This window comes from Dyella sp. SG609 (assembly GCF_012275375.1).
Classification (GTDB): Bacteria; Pseudomonadota; Gammaproteobacteria; order Xanthomonadales; family Rhodanobacteraceae; genus Dyella_D; species Dyella_D marensis.
This window is the reverse complement of record NZ_JAAZQJ010000019.1, coordinates 14,805-32,916: the sequence shown is the minus strand read 5'-3', so window position 1 is coordinate 32,916 and position 18,112 is coordinate 14,805. Positions and strand designations below refer to the sequence as shown.

General features: G+C 67.0%; 15 protein-coding genes. 13 read left to right on the top strand and 2 right to left on the bottom strand.

The annotated features are described in order from the left end of the window. Positions 1-708: 708 nt before the first annotated feature. Positions 709-1,644: a carbohydrate kinase family protein gene (locus tag FHW85_RS21765; protein WP_167258491.1), complete on the bottom strand. Its 936-nt coding sequence runs from the start codon at positions 1,642-1,644 to the stop codon at positions 709-711. 273 nt (positions 1,645-1,917) lie between these two features. On the opposite strand from FHW85_RS21765, the gene FHW85_RS21760 reads away from it, so the two are divergent. The 13 genes from FHW85_RS21760 to FHW85_RS21700 all read left to right on the top strand — a co-directional run bounded on the left by FHW85_RS21760 (position 1,918) and on the right by FHW85_RS21700 (position 16,192). After that, positions 1,918-2,964 carry a rod shape-determining protein gene (locus FHW85_RS21760; protein WP_167258493.1) on the top strand — a complete coding sequence of 349 codons (1,047 nt, stop codon included), beginning with the start codon at positions 1,918-1,920 and terminating at the stop codon, positions 2,962-2,964. Positions 2,965-2,982: 18 nt separating this feature from the next. Continuing rightward, positions 2,983-3,993 (top strand): rod shape-determining protein MreC, encoded by a 1,011-nt coding sequence (mreC, locus tag FHW85_RS21755; protein WP_168649632.1) that lies wholly within the window; start codon positions 2,983-2,985, stop codon positions 3,991-3,993. Further along, entirely contained in the window at positions 3,990-4,478 is a 489-nt protein-coding gene (gene mreD, locus FHW85_RS21750) for a rod shape-determining protein MreD (RefSeq protein WP_167258497.1), read from the top strand. The genes mreC and mreD overlap by 4 nt, the downstream gene beginning before the upstream one ends. A 4-nt stretch (positions 4,479-4,482) precedes the next feature. Further along, positions 4,483-6,510: a penicillin-binding protein 2 gene (gene mrdA / locus FHW85_RS21745; protein WP_167258499.1), complete on the top strand. Its 2,028-nt coding sequence runs from the start codon at positions 4,483-4,485 to the stop codon at positions 6,508-6,510. Further along, positions 6,507-7,625 carry a rod shape-determining protein RodA gene (gene rodA, locus FHW85_RS21740; RefSeq protein ID WP_167258501.1) on the top strand — a complete coding sequence of 373 codons (1,119 nt, stop codon included), beginning with the start codon at positions 6,507-6,509 and terminating at the stop codon, positions 7,623-7,625. The genes mrdA and rodA overlap by 4 nt, the downstream gene beginning before the upstream one ends. A 121-nt stretch (positions 7,626-7,746) precedes the next feature. Beyond that, positions 7,747-8,748 (top strand): lytic murein transglycosylase B, encoded by a 1,002-nt coding sequence (gene mltB, locus FHW85_RS21735; protein WP_168649631.1) that lies wholly within the window; start codon positions 7,747-7,749, stop codon positions 8,746-8,748. After that, the gene (locus FHW85_RS21730; protein ID WP_168649630.1) at positions 8,745-9,704 is read left to right on the top strand and encodes a septal ring lytic transglycosylase RlpA family protein; all 960 of its coding nucleotides are present in this window, start codon (positions 8,745-8,747) and stop codon (positions 9,702-9,704) included. The genes mltB and FHW85_RS21730 overlap by 4 nt, the downstream gene beginning before the upstream one ends. Positions 9,705-9,762: 58 nt before the next feature. Then, positions 9,763-11,001 carry a D-alanyl-D-alanine carboxypeptidase family protein gene (locus FHW85_RS21725; RefSeq protein WP_168649629.1) on the top strand — a complete coding sequence of 413 codons (1,239 nt, stop codon included), beginning with the start codon at positions 9,763-9,765 and terminating at the stop codon, positions 10,999-11,001. A 15-nt stretch (positions 11,002-11,016) separates the two neighbouring features. After that, positions 11,017-11,307: a DUF493 family protein gene (locus FHW85_RS21720; RefSeq protein WP_167258509.1), complete on the top strand. Its 291-nt coding sequence runs from the start codon at positions 11,017-11,019 to the stop codon at positions 11,305-11,307. 142 nt (positions 11,308-11,449) lie between these two features. Further along, the gene (gene lipB, locus FHW85_RS21715) at positions 11,450-12,118 is read left to right on the top strand and encodes a lipoyl(octanoyl) transferase LipB (RefSeq protein WP_168649628.1); all 669 of its coding nucleotides are present in this window, start codon (positions 11,450-11,452) and stop codon (positions 12,116-12,118) included. Positions 12,119-12,128: 10 nt separating this feature from the next. Next, on the top strand, positions 12,129-13,145 hold the full coding sequence (gene lipA / locus FHW85_RS21710) for a lipoyl synthase (RefSeq protein WP_168649627.1): 1,017 nt from the start codon (positions 12,129-12,131) through the stop codon (positions 13,143-13,145). 10 nt (positions 13,146-13,155) lie between these two features. After that, positions 13,156-15,402, top strand: a complete 2,247-nt coding sequence (locus FHW85_RS21705; protein WP_167258515.1) for a carboxy terminal-processing peptidase — start codon at positions 13,156-13,158, stop codon at positions 15,400-15,402. A 148-nt stretch (positions 15,403-15,550) separates the two neighbouring features. Next, on the top strand, positions 15,551-16,192 hold the full coding sequence (locus tag FHW85_RS21700; RefSeq protein WP_168649626.1) for a DUF4126 domain-containing protein: 642 nt from the start codon (positions 15,551-15,553) through the stop codon (positions 16,190-16,192). A gap of 140 nt (positions 16,193-16,332) precedes the next feature. Here FHW85_RS21700 and FHW85_RS21695 read toward each other — a convergent pair whose 3' ends face one another. After that, complete coding sequence (locus tag FHW85_RS21695) at positions 16,333-18,090, bottom strand: M1 family metallopeptidase (RefSeq protein ID WP_168649625.1); 1,758 nt, start codon at positions 18,088-18,090, stop codon at positions 16,333-16,335. Positions 18,091-18,112: the final 22 nt, after the last annotated feature.

The following is an 18,112-nucleotide window of genomic DNA, read 5'->3' as shown; positions in this document are numbered from 1 at the left end:
AACTCGGAAGTGAAACGCAGCTGCGCCGATGGTAGTGTAGCTTGCTATGCAAGAGTAGGTCATCGCCAGGGGCTTTATCCTAAAAACCCTCACCGCCTCGGTGAGGGTTTTTTCTTGCACCAAACATAATCACTTCATTAGCTCCGCCATGTGCTCGATATCGACGTCGCCATAAGCGCTCTATTCGACACGAGTTAATCCGAATAGATAATCTGCAGCAGCCTCCAAGTCGAAAATGCGGCGCTCTCGCGTCAGCAATGCAGGCCTGCAACGCATGGCAGACGTTCCACTCATTGAGCTCGACTCGAAGCGCCCGTCGTATCTGCCGGCAAACACAGGTGCGTAGCGGTTCAGCGTTTTCGCGCCAGGCAAAGCTAGCGAAATCGATCCACTTGCCCGCCTTGCAACTCAAAGTCAGCGCCGACGGCCAGCATCGTCGCCACGGATTTTGTATCCGCCGCGGCGTGATCGATGCGATAGCGATCCAGGGTAAAGAGCCGGGCCATCGCGGCCTGGCGATCGGTCTAGCACCAGATCAGCACCGGTAACGACTGGCTGCGTGCCAACGGGCAACGCACCACCAAAGCCAGACGGCTTCAAAAGAAGTGCTACCAAGCAAGTCCCAAAACAAAAAAGGCCTCCCATCCAGGAGGCCTTTTCCACATCAACTTGAATTAACCAACCCAAGTCAATTTGAATTAACTGAGGTCAATCCAACCCATACCCAAACTGTTCCTCAAACTCCGTCGCAAACAGCGCGTAATCGAAGCGCTGATTCTGCGTCCCCGGATATTCGACCTTGAGCGCACCCATCAGCGACGCCATCCGTCCGATCGTCGGCCAATCCTTCCCGCGCATGATCCCGAAGATCAGGCCCGCACGATAAGCATCGCCACAGCCGGTGGGATCCACCACCTTGCGTTCGCGCGCCGGCGGGATCTCGTGCGTGATGCCATCGGTATGAATCAGCGACCCACGCGGACCCAGCGTCACGATGTACGCCTTCACCCGGCTCGCGATGTCTTCCGCACTCCAGCCCGTACGCGACTGCAGCAGCTGCGACTCGTAATCGTTGACGATCACATACGTCGACTTCTCGATCATCGAGCGGAACTCATCGCCGTTGAACAACGGCATCGCCTGGCCCGGATCGAAAATAAACGGCACATTCCGCGCCGAAAACTCATCCACGTGCTGCAGCATCGCATCGCGGCTATCCGGCGCGACAATCGCGAAACTGATCTCCGGAATATCCCGCACATGATTTTCGTGCGCGCTCAACATCGCACCGGGATGGAACGCCGTAATCTGGTTGTTATCCAGATCCGTGGTGATAAAGCACTGCGGCGTGAACTGGTCGCCGAACTCGCGCACATAATCCAGGCGGATCCCGCATTCCTGCATATGCGCCCGATACGGGCCGAAATCCTGGCCTACCGTGGCCACCGGCAGCGGATCGGCGCCGAGCAGCTTCAGGTTATAGGCGATATTGCCGGCGCAACCGCCGAACTCGCGACGCATCCGCGGCACCAGGAACGACACGTTCAGGATGTGCACCTGGTCGGGCAGGATGTGGTTCTTGAACTGGTCCTGGAAGACCATGATGGTGTCGTATGCCAACGAACCGCAGATAACGGCAGACATGATTCGTGGGTGTCCCCGGGCTAGTGAACGGGCCGCGCAAGCGCGGTCGGACCAATGGCCGGGATACCGTCCCGGCCAAAGTTGCGAATTTTACCGATATCCGGTCGCCAGGGCGATCACTCTTTGAAAAATCCAACTCATGCGGCCTGCGCGAAAGTTGGCATATCACCCCGTCGTACAAGGCTTTCTTAACGATATTGTCCTTGCGCGCAAGTGTCCGCGTCTTTAGACTGGCGCGCTTACTTTTTAGCCAGATCGACGCACGGCGGCCCCATGTTCAAGAAGTTTCGCGGGATCTTCTCCAACGACATCTCCATCGATCTGGGCACAGCCAATACGCTGATTTATGTGCGTGGACAGGGCATCGTTCTGAACGAACCTTCCGTAGTCGCTATCCGCCAGGATCGTGGCCCGGGCGGCCCCCGCGCCGTCGCCGCCGTCGGCAGCGACGCCAAGAAGATGCTGGGCCGCACCCCCGGCAACATCGCCACCGTGCGTCCGATGAAGGATGGCGTGATCGCCAACTTCTCCATGACCGAGGCGATGCTGCAGCACTTCATCAAGCAGGTCCACCGTTCGCGCCTGCTGCGTCCCAGCCCGCGCGTGCTGGTCTGCGTGCCCTGCGGGTCCACCCAGGTGGAGCGCCGCGCCATCAAGGAATCGGCCGAAGGCGCCGGTGCCCGCGACGTGTTCCTGATCGAAGAGCCCATGGCCGCCGCGATCGGCGCCGGCATCCCGGTGCACGAGGCGCGCGGCTCGATGGTGCTGGATATCGGCGGCGGCACCTCCGAAGTGGCGGTCATTTCGCTCAACGGCATCGTCTACTCGCAGTCGGTCCGCGTCGGCGGCGACCGCTTCGACGAGGCCATCATCAACTACGTGCGCCGCAACCACGGCACGCTCATCGGCGAATCCACCGCCGAGCGCATCAAGATGGAGATCGGCTGCGCGTTCCCGCAGACCGACGTGCGCGAGATCGAAATCTCCGGCCGCAACCTGGCCGAGGGCGTGCCGCGCATGTTCACCATCAACTCCAACGAAGTGCTGGAAGCCCTGCACGAGCCGCTGTCCGGCATCGTCGCCGCGGTGAAGTCGGCGCTGGAGCAGACCCCGCCGGAGCTCTGCTCCGACGTGGCCGAGCGCGGCATCGTGCTCACCGGCGGCGGCGCCCTGCTGCGCGACCTGGACCGCCTGATCTCCGAAGAGACCGGCCTGCACGTGATGGTGGCCGACGAGCCGCTCACCTGCGTGGCCCGTGGCGGCGGCAAGGCGCTGGAGCTGATCGACCAGCACGGCAGCGACTTCTTCGCCGCCGAATAAGCGCTAAAGGGGCAGGGGATGGCACTCGCTCGCGAGGACTCCTCGCCCCTGTTTGCCGGCACGGTTGCCGGCACCCTGCGCCTCATCCTCTATCTCGCGTTCGCCATGGTGCTGATGGTCCTGGACCATCGCAACGGCTGGATGTGGCGTATCCGCTACACCACCTCGGCCGTGGTCGAACCGGTCTACCGCCTCGCCGGCATGCCTGCCGCCGGCATGCGCAACCTCAGCGTGGCCTTCGCCGACCGCCAGCTGCTCACCGAGCAGAACCAGCGCCTGCGCGAAGACCTGCTGCTGGCCAACGCCAAGCTCAATCGCATGGCCTCGGTGGCCGAGCAGAACGAGCGCCTGAAGGAACTGCTGGCCACCCAGCACAGCCTGGAACTCAACGTCCAGCTGGCCCGCGTCATCGACGTGGACCTGGGCAGCTACCGCCACCGCATGCTGGTCAATGTCGGCGAGCGCGACGGGGTGAAGAAGGGCCAGGTGGTGATCGACGCGCACGGCGTGATCGGCCAGGTGGTGGAAGTGATGCCGCGCACCTCGCTGGTCATGCTGGTGACCGATCCGGACCACGCCATCCCCGTGGTGGTGGAGCGCACCGGCCTGCGCACCGTGGCCTACGGCTCGCGCGACGGCGACCTGCTCAGCCTGCCCAACATTTCCATGGCCGCCGACGTGCGCCCGGGCGACAAGCTGCTTACCTCCGGCCTCGGCGGCCGTTTCCCGCCGGGCTTCCCGGTGGGCGAAATCCGCGGCGTGGAGCCGGGTGCCTCGGGCATGTTCCTGGAAGGCCGCGCGCGTCCCACCGCCGATCTGGACCGCAGCGAGGACGTGCTGATCCTGCACGACCAGGCCGAACCCGCCGGCCCGCCGGAACCCGCCACCCAGGCCGGCCCGCCGGCCGACCTCGCACCCGCCCCGGCCGCCACCGCGGCCACGCTGCCGCGCGTCGCACCCATCTCGGCTACTCCTGCCTCGGCAACCCCAGCCTCGGCAACCCCCGCCTCCGCGAGCACCGCGCCATGAACAAGCAACGCGTCGGCCTGCTCTGGTTCTCCGGTTCCCTGGCATTCGCCCTGCTGTCCATGCTCGTGCCGCTGCCCGGCGCGCTGCAGCCGTTCAAGCCGTACTGGCCGGCGCTGTTCCTGCTGTACTGGGCGCTGGAAGCCGGCGACCAGCGCGTCAGCCTGGGCCTGGCCTTCTGCATCGGCCTGTGCGCGGACCTGCTCGACGGCGTGCTGCTCGGCGAGCAGGCCATGCGCCTGTGCGCGCTGGTGTTCATCGCGCTGCGTTTCCGCTCGCGGCTGCGCTTCTTCCCGATGTGGCAGCAGACCCTGGCCGTGCTGGCCCTGCTGCTGAACGACCGCGTGGTGCTGCTGATCGTGCGCGCCTTTGCCGGCGAATCGTTCCCGCCCGCCACCTGGTGGATCTCGCCGTTCGTCGGCGCCGCGCTCTGGCCGTTCCTGTTCCTGCTGATGGACGACCTGCGCCTGCGGCTGCGCCTGCAATAGCGCCATGGCCCTGCGTCGCCGCTCGATCAAGGATTCCCGGGGCGAAAGCACCCTGTTCCGTTGGCGCGCCTTCGTCGGCTTCGCGCTGATCCTGCTGGGCCTTTCCGTGCTGGTGGTGCGCTACAGCTACCTGCAGGTGCAGCGCCATGACGAGTTCGCGCTGCGTTCGGAGAACAACCGCGTCAAGCCGCGCGCCATCCCGCCCGCACGCGGGCTGATCTTCGACCGCAATGGCGTGCTGCTGGCCGACAACGTGCCGGCCTTCCGCCTCGAAGTGGTGCCCGAGCAGGTGCCCGACATGCCGGCCATGCTGGCCGGCATCCGCGACGTGATCCCGCTCGGCGACGACGACGTCGAAGCCTTCCGCAAGCAGCTCAAGCAGAACCGCCGCTTCGACAGCGTGCCGCTGAAGCTGCACCTCACCGAAGACGAGATCGCCCGCTTCGCCATCAACCGCTGGCGATTCCCGGGCCTGGACGTGGTGCCGTACCTCACCCGCCGCTACCCGTACGGGCAGCTGTTCGCGCACGTCATCGGCTATGTCGGCCGCATCGACGCCGACGACCTCAACCGCCTCGACCCGGACCGCTACAAGGGCACCAGCCACGTCGGCCGCAGCGGCCTGGAGCGCTCCTACGAGGACATGCTGCACGGCGAGCCCGGCTACGAGCTGGTCGAAGTGAACGCCGACGGCCGCGTGCAGCGCGTGCTGGAAACCCACGCGCCCAAGCCCGGCAAGAATCTGTACCTGAGCATCGACGCGCGCGTGCAGAAGGCCGCCACCGACGCCTTCGCCGGCCGCCCGGGCTCGGCGGTGGCGATCGACCCGCGCAACGGCCAGGTCATGGCCATGGTCAGCGTGCCCAGCTTCGACCCCAACCTGTTCGTCAACGGCATCAGCAAGACCGACTACGTCGCCTACACCACCGCCGAAGACAAGCCGCTGCTCAACCGCGCATTGAAGAGCGCCTACCCGCCAGGCTCCACGGTCAAGCCGTTCCTCGCGCTGGGCGGCCTGGAGTACGGCGTGCGGCGGCCGGAAGACACCGTGCTTTCCACCGGCGAGTTCTGCATCCCCGGCCAGCAGCGCTGCTACCGCGACGACAAGCGCGGCGGCGACGGCGTGGTGAACATGGTGCGCGCCATCCAGCACTCCACCAACACCTACTTCTACAAGCTCGCGCTGGACCTGGGCATCGACCGCCTCAGCGCCTGGATGGGCAGCCTCGGCTTCGGCCACAAGACCGGCATCGACCTGCTCGGCGAAGTCGAAGGCATCCTGCCTTCGCGCGAATGGAAGGCCACGCGCAGCAAGTACGGCTGGTTCCCGGGCGAGACCATCCTGGCCGGCATCGGCCAGGGCTACTGGAACGTCACCACCCTGCAGCTCGCCCACGCCACGGCCACCTTTGCCGGCCACGGCACGCCGTATGCGCCGCGCCTGGTGATGGCCACCTCGGCGGTGAAGGAGTCGCGCGTGCCGCTGCCCAATCCGCCCAGCGGTCCCACCCTGATCCACAAGGACAACTACTGGAACGTGGTGAACCAGGGCATGGAAGCGGTGATCACCGAAGGCACCGGCAAGGGCCAGTTCACCGGCTTCCCCTATGTGGTGGCCGGCAAGAGCGGCACGGCGGAGCGTTTCTCCCGCCGCAGCAACGACTACGACAACAACAAGAACACCGCCTACCTGGCCACCCGCCACCGCGCCTGGTTCATCGGCTACACGCCCACCGACGCGCCGCGCATCGCCGTGGCCGCGATGCTCGAACAGGGCGCGTGGGGCGCGTCGGACGCCGGCCCCATCGTGCGCAAGATCATGGAAGCCTGGCTGGCCAGCCAGGGCGGCGCCGTGCCCGCGCGCAATGCGCCGGAGCAGGGCGGCCTGCCGGCCAACGCCAGCAGCGTGCCGGAGGTGCCGGAAGACACGCCGATGGCCACGCCCGCCGATGTGCCGGCGCAGTTGCCGTCCGATCGTGATCAGAGCGGGCACGACGACAGCGGCCAGCAGGACGACGGAGGCCATCAATGATCGACGAACTCCAGGTCCGCCTGACCCGCTTCCTGCGCCGCCTGCTGACGCGTCCGCGCATCGACCTGCCGCTGGCCTTCGGCCTGCTGCTGCTGGCCATCACCGGCCTGGTCACGCTGTACAGCGCCAGCGGCGGCAGCATGGCGATGATCACCGGCCAGGCCGCGCGCTTCGTCATCGGCGGCATGCTGCTGCTGCTGATCTCGCGCATTCCGCCCTCGGTGCTGCGCGGCTGGACGCCCTGGCTCTACGCCGGCAGCGTGTTCCTGCTGATCGTGGTGGCCGGCGTGGGCGAGATCCGCAGCGGCTCCAAGCGCTGGCTCAACCTGGGCGTGATGTCGTTCCAGCCGTCGGAGCTGCTCAAGCTCACCGTGCCGATGATGGTGGCGTGGTACCTGCACCCGCGGCAGCTGCCGCCGTCGTGGAAGGACATCGTCACGGTCGGCATCCTCATCGGTATTCCCGCCGCCCTGATCGCCGAGCAGCCGGACCTGGGCACCGCCGTGCTGGTCTCCGGCGCCGGCGCGTTCGCGCTGTTCCTGTCCGGCATGGCCTGGTGGAAGATCGGCAGCCTGCTCGCCGCGGTGGGCGGCATGGTGCCGGTGGCCTGGCATTTCCTGCACGAATACCAGCGCAACCGCGTGCGCACCTTGCTCGATCCGGAATCGGACCCGCTGGGCAACGGCTGGCACATCATCCAGTCGCAGATCGCGGTGGGTTCCGGCGGCCTGTTCGGCAAGGGCTGGCAGCACGGCACGCAGTCGCGCCTGGACTTCCTGCCCGAGCACACCACCGACTTCATCTTCGCGGTGTTCGCCGAGGAGTTCGGCCTGGTCGGCGTGGCCGCGGTGATGGCGCTGTACGCCTTCATCATCGGCCGCTGCCTGTGGATCGCCATGGAAGCGCGCGAAACCTATTCGCGCCTGCTCGCCGGCGCCATCGGCATGAGCTTCTTCGTCTACGTGTTCGTCAACGGCGGCATGGTCGCCGGCATGTTGCCGGTGGTTGGCGTGCCGATGCCGCTGATCAGTTACGGCGGCACCTCGGCCGTGTCGCTGCTCACCGGCTTCGGCGTGCTGATGTCGATCCACGCCAACCGCAAGATGCACGACTGAGCCGCGCCGCGGCGGTTCGCGTCACTGAACCGGCTCCGCGCACGCCCGCTTTCCGCCAGGGTTTGCGCCGCCATGCGTGCTAGGCTCTTGCGCGCACAGCGTTTTACAGCGAAGTAGCCTGATGACCGAGATTGCCATGCCCCGTCCCCTGCAATGGATTGCCGCCCTGGGCCTCGCCGCCGCTGCCGCACTGACGACAGCCCAGGCCCAGACCCACCCGGGACAGGCGCAGCTGGTCGCCGAAGTCGCCAAGGAAACCGGCAAGGATCCGGCCCGGTTGAACGCCTTGCTCGACGGCGCGAAGAAACAGCAGAGCATCCTCGACGCCATCAGCCGCCCGGCCGAAGCCAAGCCGTGGAAGGGCTACCGACCGATCTTCATCACCGACAAGCGCATCGACGACGGCGTCGCGTTCTATTTGCAGCACCGCGAGCTGGTCGAGCGCATCGGCAGGAAATACGGCGTGGCGCCGGAATACATCGTGGCCATCGTCGGCGTGGAAACCTTCTACGGGCGCAACACCGGCAAGTACAAGGTGCTCGATGCGCTGGTCACGCTGGGCCTGTATTACCCGCCGCGCGCCGCATTCTTCCGCGAGCAGCTGAAGGTGCTGCTGAGCCTGCCGGACAGCATGCTCGCCGGCCCGCCGGATACGCTCACCGGTTCCTATGCGGGCGCGCAGGGCTGGGGCCAGTTCATGCCGTCGAGCATCCGCGACTTCGGCGTGGACGAGGACGGCGACGGCCATATCGACCTGCACGATTCGCTGCCGGACATCCTCGGCAGCGTCGCCAACTATTTCGCCAGGCACGGCTGGGTCACCGGCGCGCCGGTGGTGGCGCGCGCGCAGCCCGACGCCGCCGCGCGGCCGATCGAAGTGAAGGATTCCAAGCCGCAGTGGCCGCTGGAGCAGCTGATGGCCTGGGGCTATGCGCCGCTGCAGCCGATGGATCCGGGCCTGGGCAGCAGCCTGCAGTCGCTGCAGGGGCCGTACGGGCCGGAGTACTGGTTCACCTTCCAGAACTTCTACGTGATCACCAAGTACAACCGCAGCCCGCTGTACGCGCTGGCGGTGCACCAGCTGGCCCAGGCCATTGCCGACGGCGTGCGGGAGCGTCGATGAAACCCAGCCTCGCGTTGCCGCTGCTGGCGGTCGCCATGCTCGCCCTGGCCGGTTGCGGCGGCAGCAAGCCGCGGCCGTCGAAATCCGGCGGCTATACGCCGGGGCGCAGCAGCAGCGGCGGGGCGTACCGGCCGTCGCCGGAGGGCGGTTCGCGCCGCGGCGTCGACGACGACGTCAGCCGCCCGCAGAGCAGCCGCTACCGCGACAACGCCGACAGCGTGCCGGATGGCCCGCCGCCGGACATCAGCAAGCTGGTCGAGCCCGTGCCGAAAGTGGAACCGCGCGCGCTGTACGGCAACAAGTCGCCCTACAGCGTGCTCGGCCAGACCTACACCGTGCTGCCGAACGCGAGCGGCTACGTGGAGCGCGGCATCGCCTCGTTCTATGGCAACAAGTTCCACGGCTACAAGACCTCGAGCCTCGAGGAATACGACATGTACCAGTTCAGCGCGGCGCACAAGACGCTGCCGCTGCCGAGCTACGCGCGCGTCACCAACCTGGAGAACGGCAAGAGCGTGGTCGTGCGCATCAACGACCGCGGGCCGTTCCACGACAACCGCCTGATCGATCTCTCCTACGCCGCCGCGGTGAAGATCGGCGTGTACCCGAAGGGCACCGGCCTGGTGGAAGTGCGCGCGATCACGCCGGGCGAGCCGCTGCAGGACCTGCCGCCGCCGCCGCCCGCACCCGTTGCCAGCAGCAGCGCCGGTGCGCCGCCGAAGCCCGGCATCTACCTGCAGGTCGGCGCCTTCGCCGACAACGCCAATGCCGAGCGCGTGGCGCAGAAGCTGCGCAGCGCGAATTTCGCGCCGGTACAGGTGGTGGATGCCCAAATCAACGGCCGCAGCGTGCGGCGCGTGCGGGTGGGACCCATCGCCGACGTCGACAGCGCCGACGAAGTCACCGCCAGGATCGAAGACATGGGACTGCCGCGTCCGCAGGTCGCGGTAGACTGACGCATTGCCCTTCCGGCGCTCCGGCGCCAGCCCTATCGAAACCGGACCTCTCAGAACGATGAATCTCCTCCGCCGTACCCTCGCTCCGTTTGCCATCGCCGCCCTGGTGATCGGCACCGCCGCCGTCGCCCAGCAGACGCCCCCGAAGCCCGCGCCCGTGCCGCGGCCGGTGGTGGCCGAAGCGCCGGTGCCGCCGCCGCCGGACGTGGACGGCAAGAGCTGGGTGCTGATGGACTACGCCACCGGCCAGGTGCTCGCCGCCAAGGACCCCGACGTGCGCGTGGAGCCGGCCTCGATCACCAAGGTGATGACCGACTACGTGGTCTCGGCCGAGGTCGCCAACGGCAAGGTCCACATGAACGACCAGGTGACCATCAGCGAGAACGCCTGGCGCAGCGGCGGCGCCGGCACCGACGGTTCCACCAGCTTCCTCAAGCTCAACAGCCAGGTGCCGCTGAAGGACCTGCTGTACGGCATGATCATCCAGTCCGGCAACGACGCCGCCATCGCGCTGGCCGAGCACACCGCCGGCAGCGAAGGCGCGTTCGCCAACCTGATGAACGCGTACGCCAAGCAGCTGGGCATGGTCAATTCCAACTTCCAGAACGCTTCCGGCTACCCGATCGCCAACCACTACACCACCGCCCGCGACATCGCCCTGCTGTCGCGCGCGCTGATCCACGACTTCCCCGAGGACTACGCCATCTCGGCGGTGAAGGACTTCGAGTGGAACGGCATCAAGCAGCACAACCGCAACCTGCTGCTGTGGCGCGACCCCAGCGTCGACGGCATCAAGACCGGCCACACCGCCGCCGCCGGCTTCTGCCTGGCCGCCTCGGCCAAGCAGGGCGAGGCGCGCATGATCGCCATCGTGATGGGCGCCAGCAGCGAGAAGGCGCGCGCCGATGCCGCGCTGGCGCTGATGAACTACGGCTTCCGCTTCTACGAAACCCACAAGCTCTACGACGCCAACAAGCCGCTGGCCACGCCGCGCCTGTGGAAGGGCAAGACCGACCAGGTGCCGCTGGGCGTGGGCGAGAACGTGCTGGTCACCGTCAAGCGCGGCGACTACGACAAGCTCAAGGCCACCGTGGACGTGCCCGCCACCCTCATCGCCCCGTTCACCAAGGGCCAGCAGATCGGCACGCTGCGCGTCACCCTGGACGGCCAGCCGGTGCAGAACCTGCCGCTGGTGGCGCTGGAGGACGCGCCGCAGGCCGGCTTCTTCGGCCGCCTGTGGGACAGCATCATGCTGTGGTTCCACAGCGACAAGAAGCCTGACGAAGCCAAGAAGTAAGCACGAGGTACCGCCATGCAGGACATCGATTCGATCAAGGCGCAGAACGAAGGCCAGGGTTTCCAGTTCCCCGGCGAATTCGAAATCACCGCCATGGGCAACGCCAATGCGGACCTGCCCAAGCGCGTGCCGGCGATCCTGGAGGGCATCGGCCTGCACGTGCTGCACGAGACGGTGAAGCACCGCAGCTCGCGCGAAGGCAATTTCCTCTCGGTCACGGTCAGTTTCCGCTGCGAGAACCGCGAGCAGTACGACCAGGCGCACGCCAGCCTGCGCGCCGACCCGGATATCCGCTTCACGCTGTAACCCCACGCGCGGGCCGGGTTTTCCCGGCCCGCGCCGTTTCGGGCCGGCCGTATCGGTGCCGCGGAGACGCGCTCCGCGCCCTTGCAAGCCCCGGAACCCGGCCGCACCTCATCCCGACCCTCTACGTTTCCTGGTTGTCCCCATGTCCCAGCCGCTGAAAATCCGCCGCCTCGGCCGCCAGCCCTACGAGGCGACCTGGAAGGCCATGAGCGCGTTCACCGACCAGCGCGGCCCTGACACCCCCGACGAGCTGTGGGTGCTGGAGCACGATCCGGTGTTCACCCTGGGCCAGGCCGGCAAGATGGAGCACGTGCTGGCGCCCGGCGAGATCTCGGTGGTGCCGGTGGACCGCGGCGGCCAGGTCACCTATCACGGCCCCGGCCAGATCGTGGCCTATCCGCTGATCGACCTGCGCCGCGCCGGCGTCGGCGTGCGCGAGATGGTGTGCAAGATCGAGCAGGCCATCATCGACACCCTGGAGCGCTGGAACATCGGCGCGGCCCGCCTGGACGGCGCCCCCGGCGTCTACGTGGCCGGCGCCAAGGTGGCCGCCCTGGGCCTGCGCGTGCGGCGGGGCTGCAGCTTCCACGGCCTGGCCTTCAACGTGAACATGGACCTGGAGCCGTTCCACCGCATCAACCCTTGCGGCTACAAGGGTTTGCAGGTCACCCAGGTGCTAGACTTGGGCGGTCCGTCGCGGCTGGCGGAGGTGGAAGACGCACTGGTCGAGGAGTTCTGCCGCCAGTTCGATTTCACCGCCGAGTCCGCCGCTCCCGTCATCCCCGAACTACCCGCTCGCGTAGCGGTCTGAGCTTGCCTACATGAGCGATATGTCCCCCTCCAAGGTCATCCCGATCAGCGTCGTCAGCGGCACGCCCGCCGACAAACAAGCGGTCGAAAAGCAGCTCGGCAACGACAAGATCGCGCGCAACCGCGCCGGCTTCGAAACCGAAACCCCCGTGCTGCGCAAGCCCAGCTGGATCCGCGTGCGCCTGCCGCAGGGCAACGCCGTGCAGCAGCTGAAGGCGCGCCTGCGCGAGAACTCGCTGGTGACGGTGTGCGAGGAAGCCTCCTGCCCGAACATCCACGAATGCTTCAGCAAGGGCACCGCCACCTTCATGATCCTCGGCGAGGTGTGCACCCGCCGCTGCTCGTTCTGCGACGTGGCCCACGGCCGCCCGGCCGCGCCCGATCCGCTCGAGCCCGCCCGCCTGGCCGAGACCATCCGCGACATGCGCCTGCGCTACGTGGTGATCACCTCGGTCGACCGCGACGACCTGCGCGACGGCGGCGCCGAGCATTTCGCCGCCTGCATCCGCGCCACGCGCCATGCCAGCCCCGACATCAAGATCGAGATCCTCACGCCCGACTTCCGCGGCAAGGGCCGCATGGAGCGCGCGCTGGAAGTGCTGAAGGATTTCCCGCCGGACGTGTTCAACCACAACCTGGAAACCGTGCCGCACCTCTACCGCGAAGTGCGCCCGGGCGCGGACTACCAGTGGTCGCTGGACCTGCTCAAGCGCTTCAAGGCGCAGCATCCGGAAGTCCCCACCAAGTCCGGCATCATGCTGGGCCTGGGCGAGACCATGGAGCAGGTGCTGGAGACCATGCGCGATCTACGCGCCCATGACGTGGACATGATCACCATCGGCCAGTACCTGCAGCCCACGCCGCATCACCACCCGGTCGTGCGCTACTGGACTCCCGACGAATTCGAGGCGCTGCGCGAAGCCGGCGAGGCGATGGGCTTCGGCCACGTCGCTTCCGGCCCGCTGGTGCGCTCGTCCTATCACGCCGACCTGCAAGCCCACGCCGCTGGTGTCACCGAGCATGCCTAAAGAGAACTTCATGAAACTGCGTACCGTCTCGCTCGCATTGCTGCTCGCCTTCACCGTCGGCGGCGCGCAAGCGCAGTCGGCCGCGGACCTCACCGGCGGCACCACCGGCCGCAAGGCCTCGTCGCTGCCGCTGAAGGCCACGCTCACCCAGGCCCAGGCGGCGCAGCTTTCCGCGCGCTTCCTCACGCGTTTCCACTACGACGCGCAGCCGCTCGACGACGCCATGTCGGCCAAGATCTTCAAGGCCTACTTCGACGCGTTGGACGGTGAGAAGGTGTTCTTCACCCAGGCCGACATGGCCAAGTTCGCGCCGCTGAAGACGCAGTTCGACGACGCTATCTGGAACCAGGACCTCTCCGGCCCGTTCTCGGTGTTCAACCTCTACGTGCAGCGCGCCGTCGACCGCATGAGCTACGCGCGCGAGCTGCTCAAGAAGGGCTTCAAGCTCGACACCAACGAGACCTACGCCTACGACCGCAAGAAGGCCGACTGGCCCAAGGACCAGGCCGAGCTCGACACCCTGTGGCGCGAGCGCACCACCAACGACTGGCTGCGCCTGAAGCTGGCCGGCAAGAGCGACGACGAGATCCGCAAGACCCTGGACAAGCGCTACGCCAACTACATCGAGCGCGTGCGCCAGCTGGACGGCGAGGACGCGTTCCAGTCGTTCATGAACGCCTATGCCGAATCCACCGACCCGCACACCGACTACCTCGGCCCGCGCGCGGCGGAAAACTTCGACATCTCCATGAAGCTGTCGCTGGAAGGCATCGGCGCGGTGCTGGGCGTGCGCGACGAATACGTGGTGGTCAGCGAAGTGGTGCCGGCCGGCCCGGCCGCCAAGTCCGGCAAGGTGCATGCGGGCGACCGCATCGTCGGCGTGGGCCAGGGCGCCGACGGCGCCATCGTCGACGTGATCGGCTGGCGCAACGACGACGTGGTCAAGCTGATCCGCGGCAAGAAGGACACCACCGTGCGGCTGGAGATCCTGCCCGCCGACGTGGGCGTGGACGGCAAGCACGAGGTGATCTCGCTGGTGCGCCAGAAGGTCAGCATCGAAGAGCAGGCCGCCAAGAAGAAGATCATCGAGATCAAGGACGGCAACGTCAGCCGCAAGATCGGCGTGATCGACCTGCCCACCTTCTATTCCGACTTCGGCGCGCGCCGCGAAGGCGACAAGAACTTCAAGAGCGCCACCCGCGACGTGTCCAAGCTGCTCGGCGAGCTGAAGCAGGCCGGCGTGGAAGGCGTGATCATGGACCTGCGCAACAACGGCGGCGGTTCGCTTACCGAGGCGAACGAGCTCACCGGCCTGTTCATCGACAAGGGCCCGGTGGTGCAGGTGCGCGACGCGCGCGGCCAGGTGGACGTGCAGGGCGACGACGATCCGGGCATGGCCTGGAGCGGCCCGATGGCGGTGCTGGTCAACCGCGGCTCGGCCTCGGCTTCGGAAATCTTCGCCGCCGCCATCCAGGACTACGGCCGCGGCCTGATCATCGGCCAGCCCACCTTCGGCAAGGGCACCGTGCAGAACCTGGTCGACCTCGACCGCTTCGCCAGCCGCACCAAGGAAAAGCCGCAGCTGGGCGAGCTGAAGATGACCATCGCCGAGTTCTTCCGCATCAACGGCGGCTCCACCCAGCTCAAGGGCGTGACGCCGGACATCGGCTTCCCCAAGAGCGGCGACGAGAAGGACTTCGGCGAATCCACCTACGACAACGCCCTGCAGTGGACGCAGATCGCGCCCGCGCCGGACTACAAGCCGGTGGCCGACCTGAAGGCCTATCTGGGCCAGCTGCAGGCCAAGCACGATGCGCGCGCGGCCAAGGCGCCGGGCTGGAAGCTGATGCTCGACGAGCTGGCGCAGTACCGGAAGATGCGCGACAAGACCACCATCTCGCTCAACCTCGCCCAGCGCCAGGCCGAGCGCAAGGAACAGGAAGGCATCCAGGCCGACTTCCGCGCCCGCCACAAGGCCATCGACGGCAACAGCTTCAACGACGACCGCGACGGCCTGGACGACGGCCTCAACCCGAACGAGCGCAGCCTGAAGTCCCAGCTCAAGCAGGAAGACGACGCCAAGAAGGCCGCCGACCCGCAGCTGGACGAAACGGCGCACATCCTGTTCGACGCCGTGGGCCTGATCAAGGGCGACGCCAAGCTGGCGGCCGAGGTGCTGCCGTACGGCGGCAAGTTCTCGCCGAGCGCCACCGCGGCGGCCACGCCGGAGACGAATGCGGCGCCCGGTTCGCACTGAGCCTCGGCAGAGAAGCACAAAAGGCGGCGCGAAAGCGCCGCTTTTTTTATGCCCCATGCACCACCCGGCGTAGGTTGGGGTGAGCCGCAGGCGAACCCCAACCTACGCCTGTGCTACATAAGCGCCGACGCACCCGCGGAGGCCCGCCATGGACACGCTATCGAACGTCGCGCTCGCCGGCGGCCTGGCCTGGGCCAGCGGCGTGCGCCTATACGCCACCGTCTTCCTGGCCGGCCTGCTCGGCCGTTTCGGCGTGGTGCACCTGCCACCGGGGCTGGAGATGCTCGGCGACAACTGGGTGCTGATCGTCTCCGGCGTGCTGATGCTCGGCGAATTCCTCGCCGACAAGATTCCCGCGTTCGACAGCGCGTGGGACGCGATCCACACCTTTATCCGTATCCCCGCCGGGACGCTGCTGGCGTGGGGAGTGTTCAAGGATGCGTCGCCGGCGATGCAGGCTGCCGCGGCGCTGCTCGGCGGTGCGCTGGTGTCGAGCACGCATCTGGCCAAGTCCGGCACGCGCGCGCTGATCAACACCTCGCCGGAGCCTTTCAGCAACTGGGGCGCCAGCGTGAGCGAAGACCTCACCTGGGCCGGCATGTTCTACCTGATGTGGCAGCACCCGCTGGCGCTGCTGGTGGTGCTGGGCTTGTTCGTGGTGTTGATGGTGTGGTTGTTGCCGAAGATCGTGCGGGGGGTGCGGGTGGTGTTTCGTACGTTGCGGCGGTTGTTTGGTTCTTCGGCGGAGCCTTCCACCTCCCTCTCCCCGCCGGGGAGAGGGCCGGGGTGAGGGGGCGGGGCTTGCGGCCGGGTTCGGGCGAAGCGAGGTAGAGCTTTCAGGCAGCGGTAGCCCTCAGTGCTTCGCTCCGACCGGCCCCTCACCCCAACCCTCTCCCCGGAGGGGAGAGGGGGCAAAAGCAGGGCGGGCGATTACCCCTTCTTCTTCGCCTTAGCCTGCTTCTCCATCTCTTCCTTCTTCCACTGCCGGTACGCGTCGACGTGCGGCAGGTCGCGCAGCACCTTGCTGCGCGGGTCCACCACCACCAGCGCCCCGGCCGGCGCCTTCAGCGAACCGTTGCCATCCGCCATCGGCAGCGTCTGCATGGTGTCGCCCACCTGCACCTCTACCGGCATCGGGAACGGCTTGTCGTGCGGCACCTTCCAGTGCAGCGACACCGTGTCGCCCTCGCGCTTCACTTCCAGCGCCGGCAATGCGGATTCGTACAGGTACACATCGAAGAACCAGCCCATATCCTTCCCGGTCACCTGCTTGACGATATCGATGTAATCGCGCGTCGTCGCATAGTGCGGTGCGAAATTGCCAGGCTTGGGATCCGGGCGGCCGTACACCAGCCGGCGCACCGTCTCGAAGAAGGCCTTGTCGCCGATCGTCTGCCGCAGCGTGTGCAGCATCAGCGAGCCCTTGTAGTAGATGTCGTTGGCCGGACCGGTGTCGGCGTCGTACACCTCGTGCTCGAACTGATGGCGGCCGGCCACGATCGGGTGCACGTTCTTCACCGCCGTGCGCTCGGTCTGCAGCATCGAGAAGTAGGGCATGTCGCCGTACAGATACTGGCCGTACAGCGGCTGCATATAGGTGCCGAAACCCTCGTGGATCCACATGTCGTCCCAGTCGACATTGGTCACCTGGTTGCCGAACCACTCATGCGAGAACTCGTGCTGCAGCAGCCAGTCGAAGCCGAACTCGCTGCGCGGGTAGCCGTTGCCGTAGGCATTGATGGTCTGGTGCTCCATGCCCAGATGCGGCGTTTCCACCACGCCCATCTTCTCGTCGCCGAACGGGTAGGGGCCGATCTGCTCCTCGAAGAAGTCGAGCATGCGCGGAAACTCGCCGAACAGCTGCTTCGCCTGCGCCTCGTGGCCGCGCAGGTACCACATCTGCATCGGGATGGTGTTGCCGTAATGGCTCTTGTAGTCGCCCTTCAGCACGTCGAACGGGCCGATATTGAGCGAGATCGCATAGGTGGTCGGATGCTTGGCGCGCCAATGGTAGGTGTGGTTCGCGCCCGCATCCTTGATGTCCACCAGCACGCCGTTGCCCGGCGCCGCCAGCGACTTGGGCACGGTGACATAGGTGTCGACCAGGTCGGGCTTGCCCATCGGATGGTCGATGCACGGCCAGAACATGTCGCAGCCTTCGCCTTCCACCGCGGTGGCGATCCACGGCTGGCCGTCCTCGGTCTTGGCCCATACGAAGCCGCCGTCCCAGGGCGCGCGCTTGGCCACGTGCGGCTTGCCGCCGTAGCGGATCTCCACCGTGGTCTTGCCGCCCTTGGCCAGCGGCTTGGTCAGGGAAATCCGCAGGCGGCCGTCAGGGTTGCTCCAGGCGCTGGTCGGCAAGGCCTTGCCGTCCAGTGCGATGCCGCTGATCTTCAGCTCCGGATCCAGGTCCAGCAGCAGCACGTCGGTCGCTGCGCGCGCGCTGAAGGTGAGCCGCGCCGTGGCGTCCAGCGTCTCCTTGGGGATGTCCACCGCGAAGTGCAGCTCGGCGTGATCGAAGTTCAGCCGCTGCTGTTCGGCCGGCATGTCGCCGCCGGAGCGCTGCGTCTGTGCGCTCAGCGGCGGCTGCTCGGGCTGCTTTTCCGGCGTGTCGGCGGCGAAGGCGGCGGGGGTGCCCAGCAGGGCGGCCAGGCCCAGGGCGAGCAGGCGGGGGCGAAGGGTCGGCATGGGGAGGCTCCCGGTGAGTGAA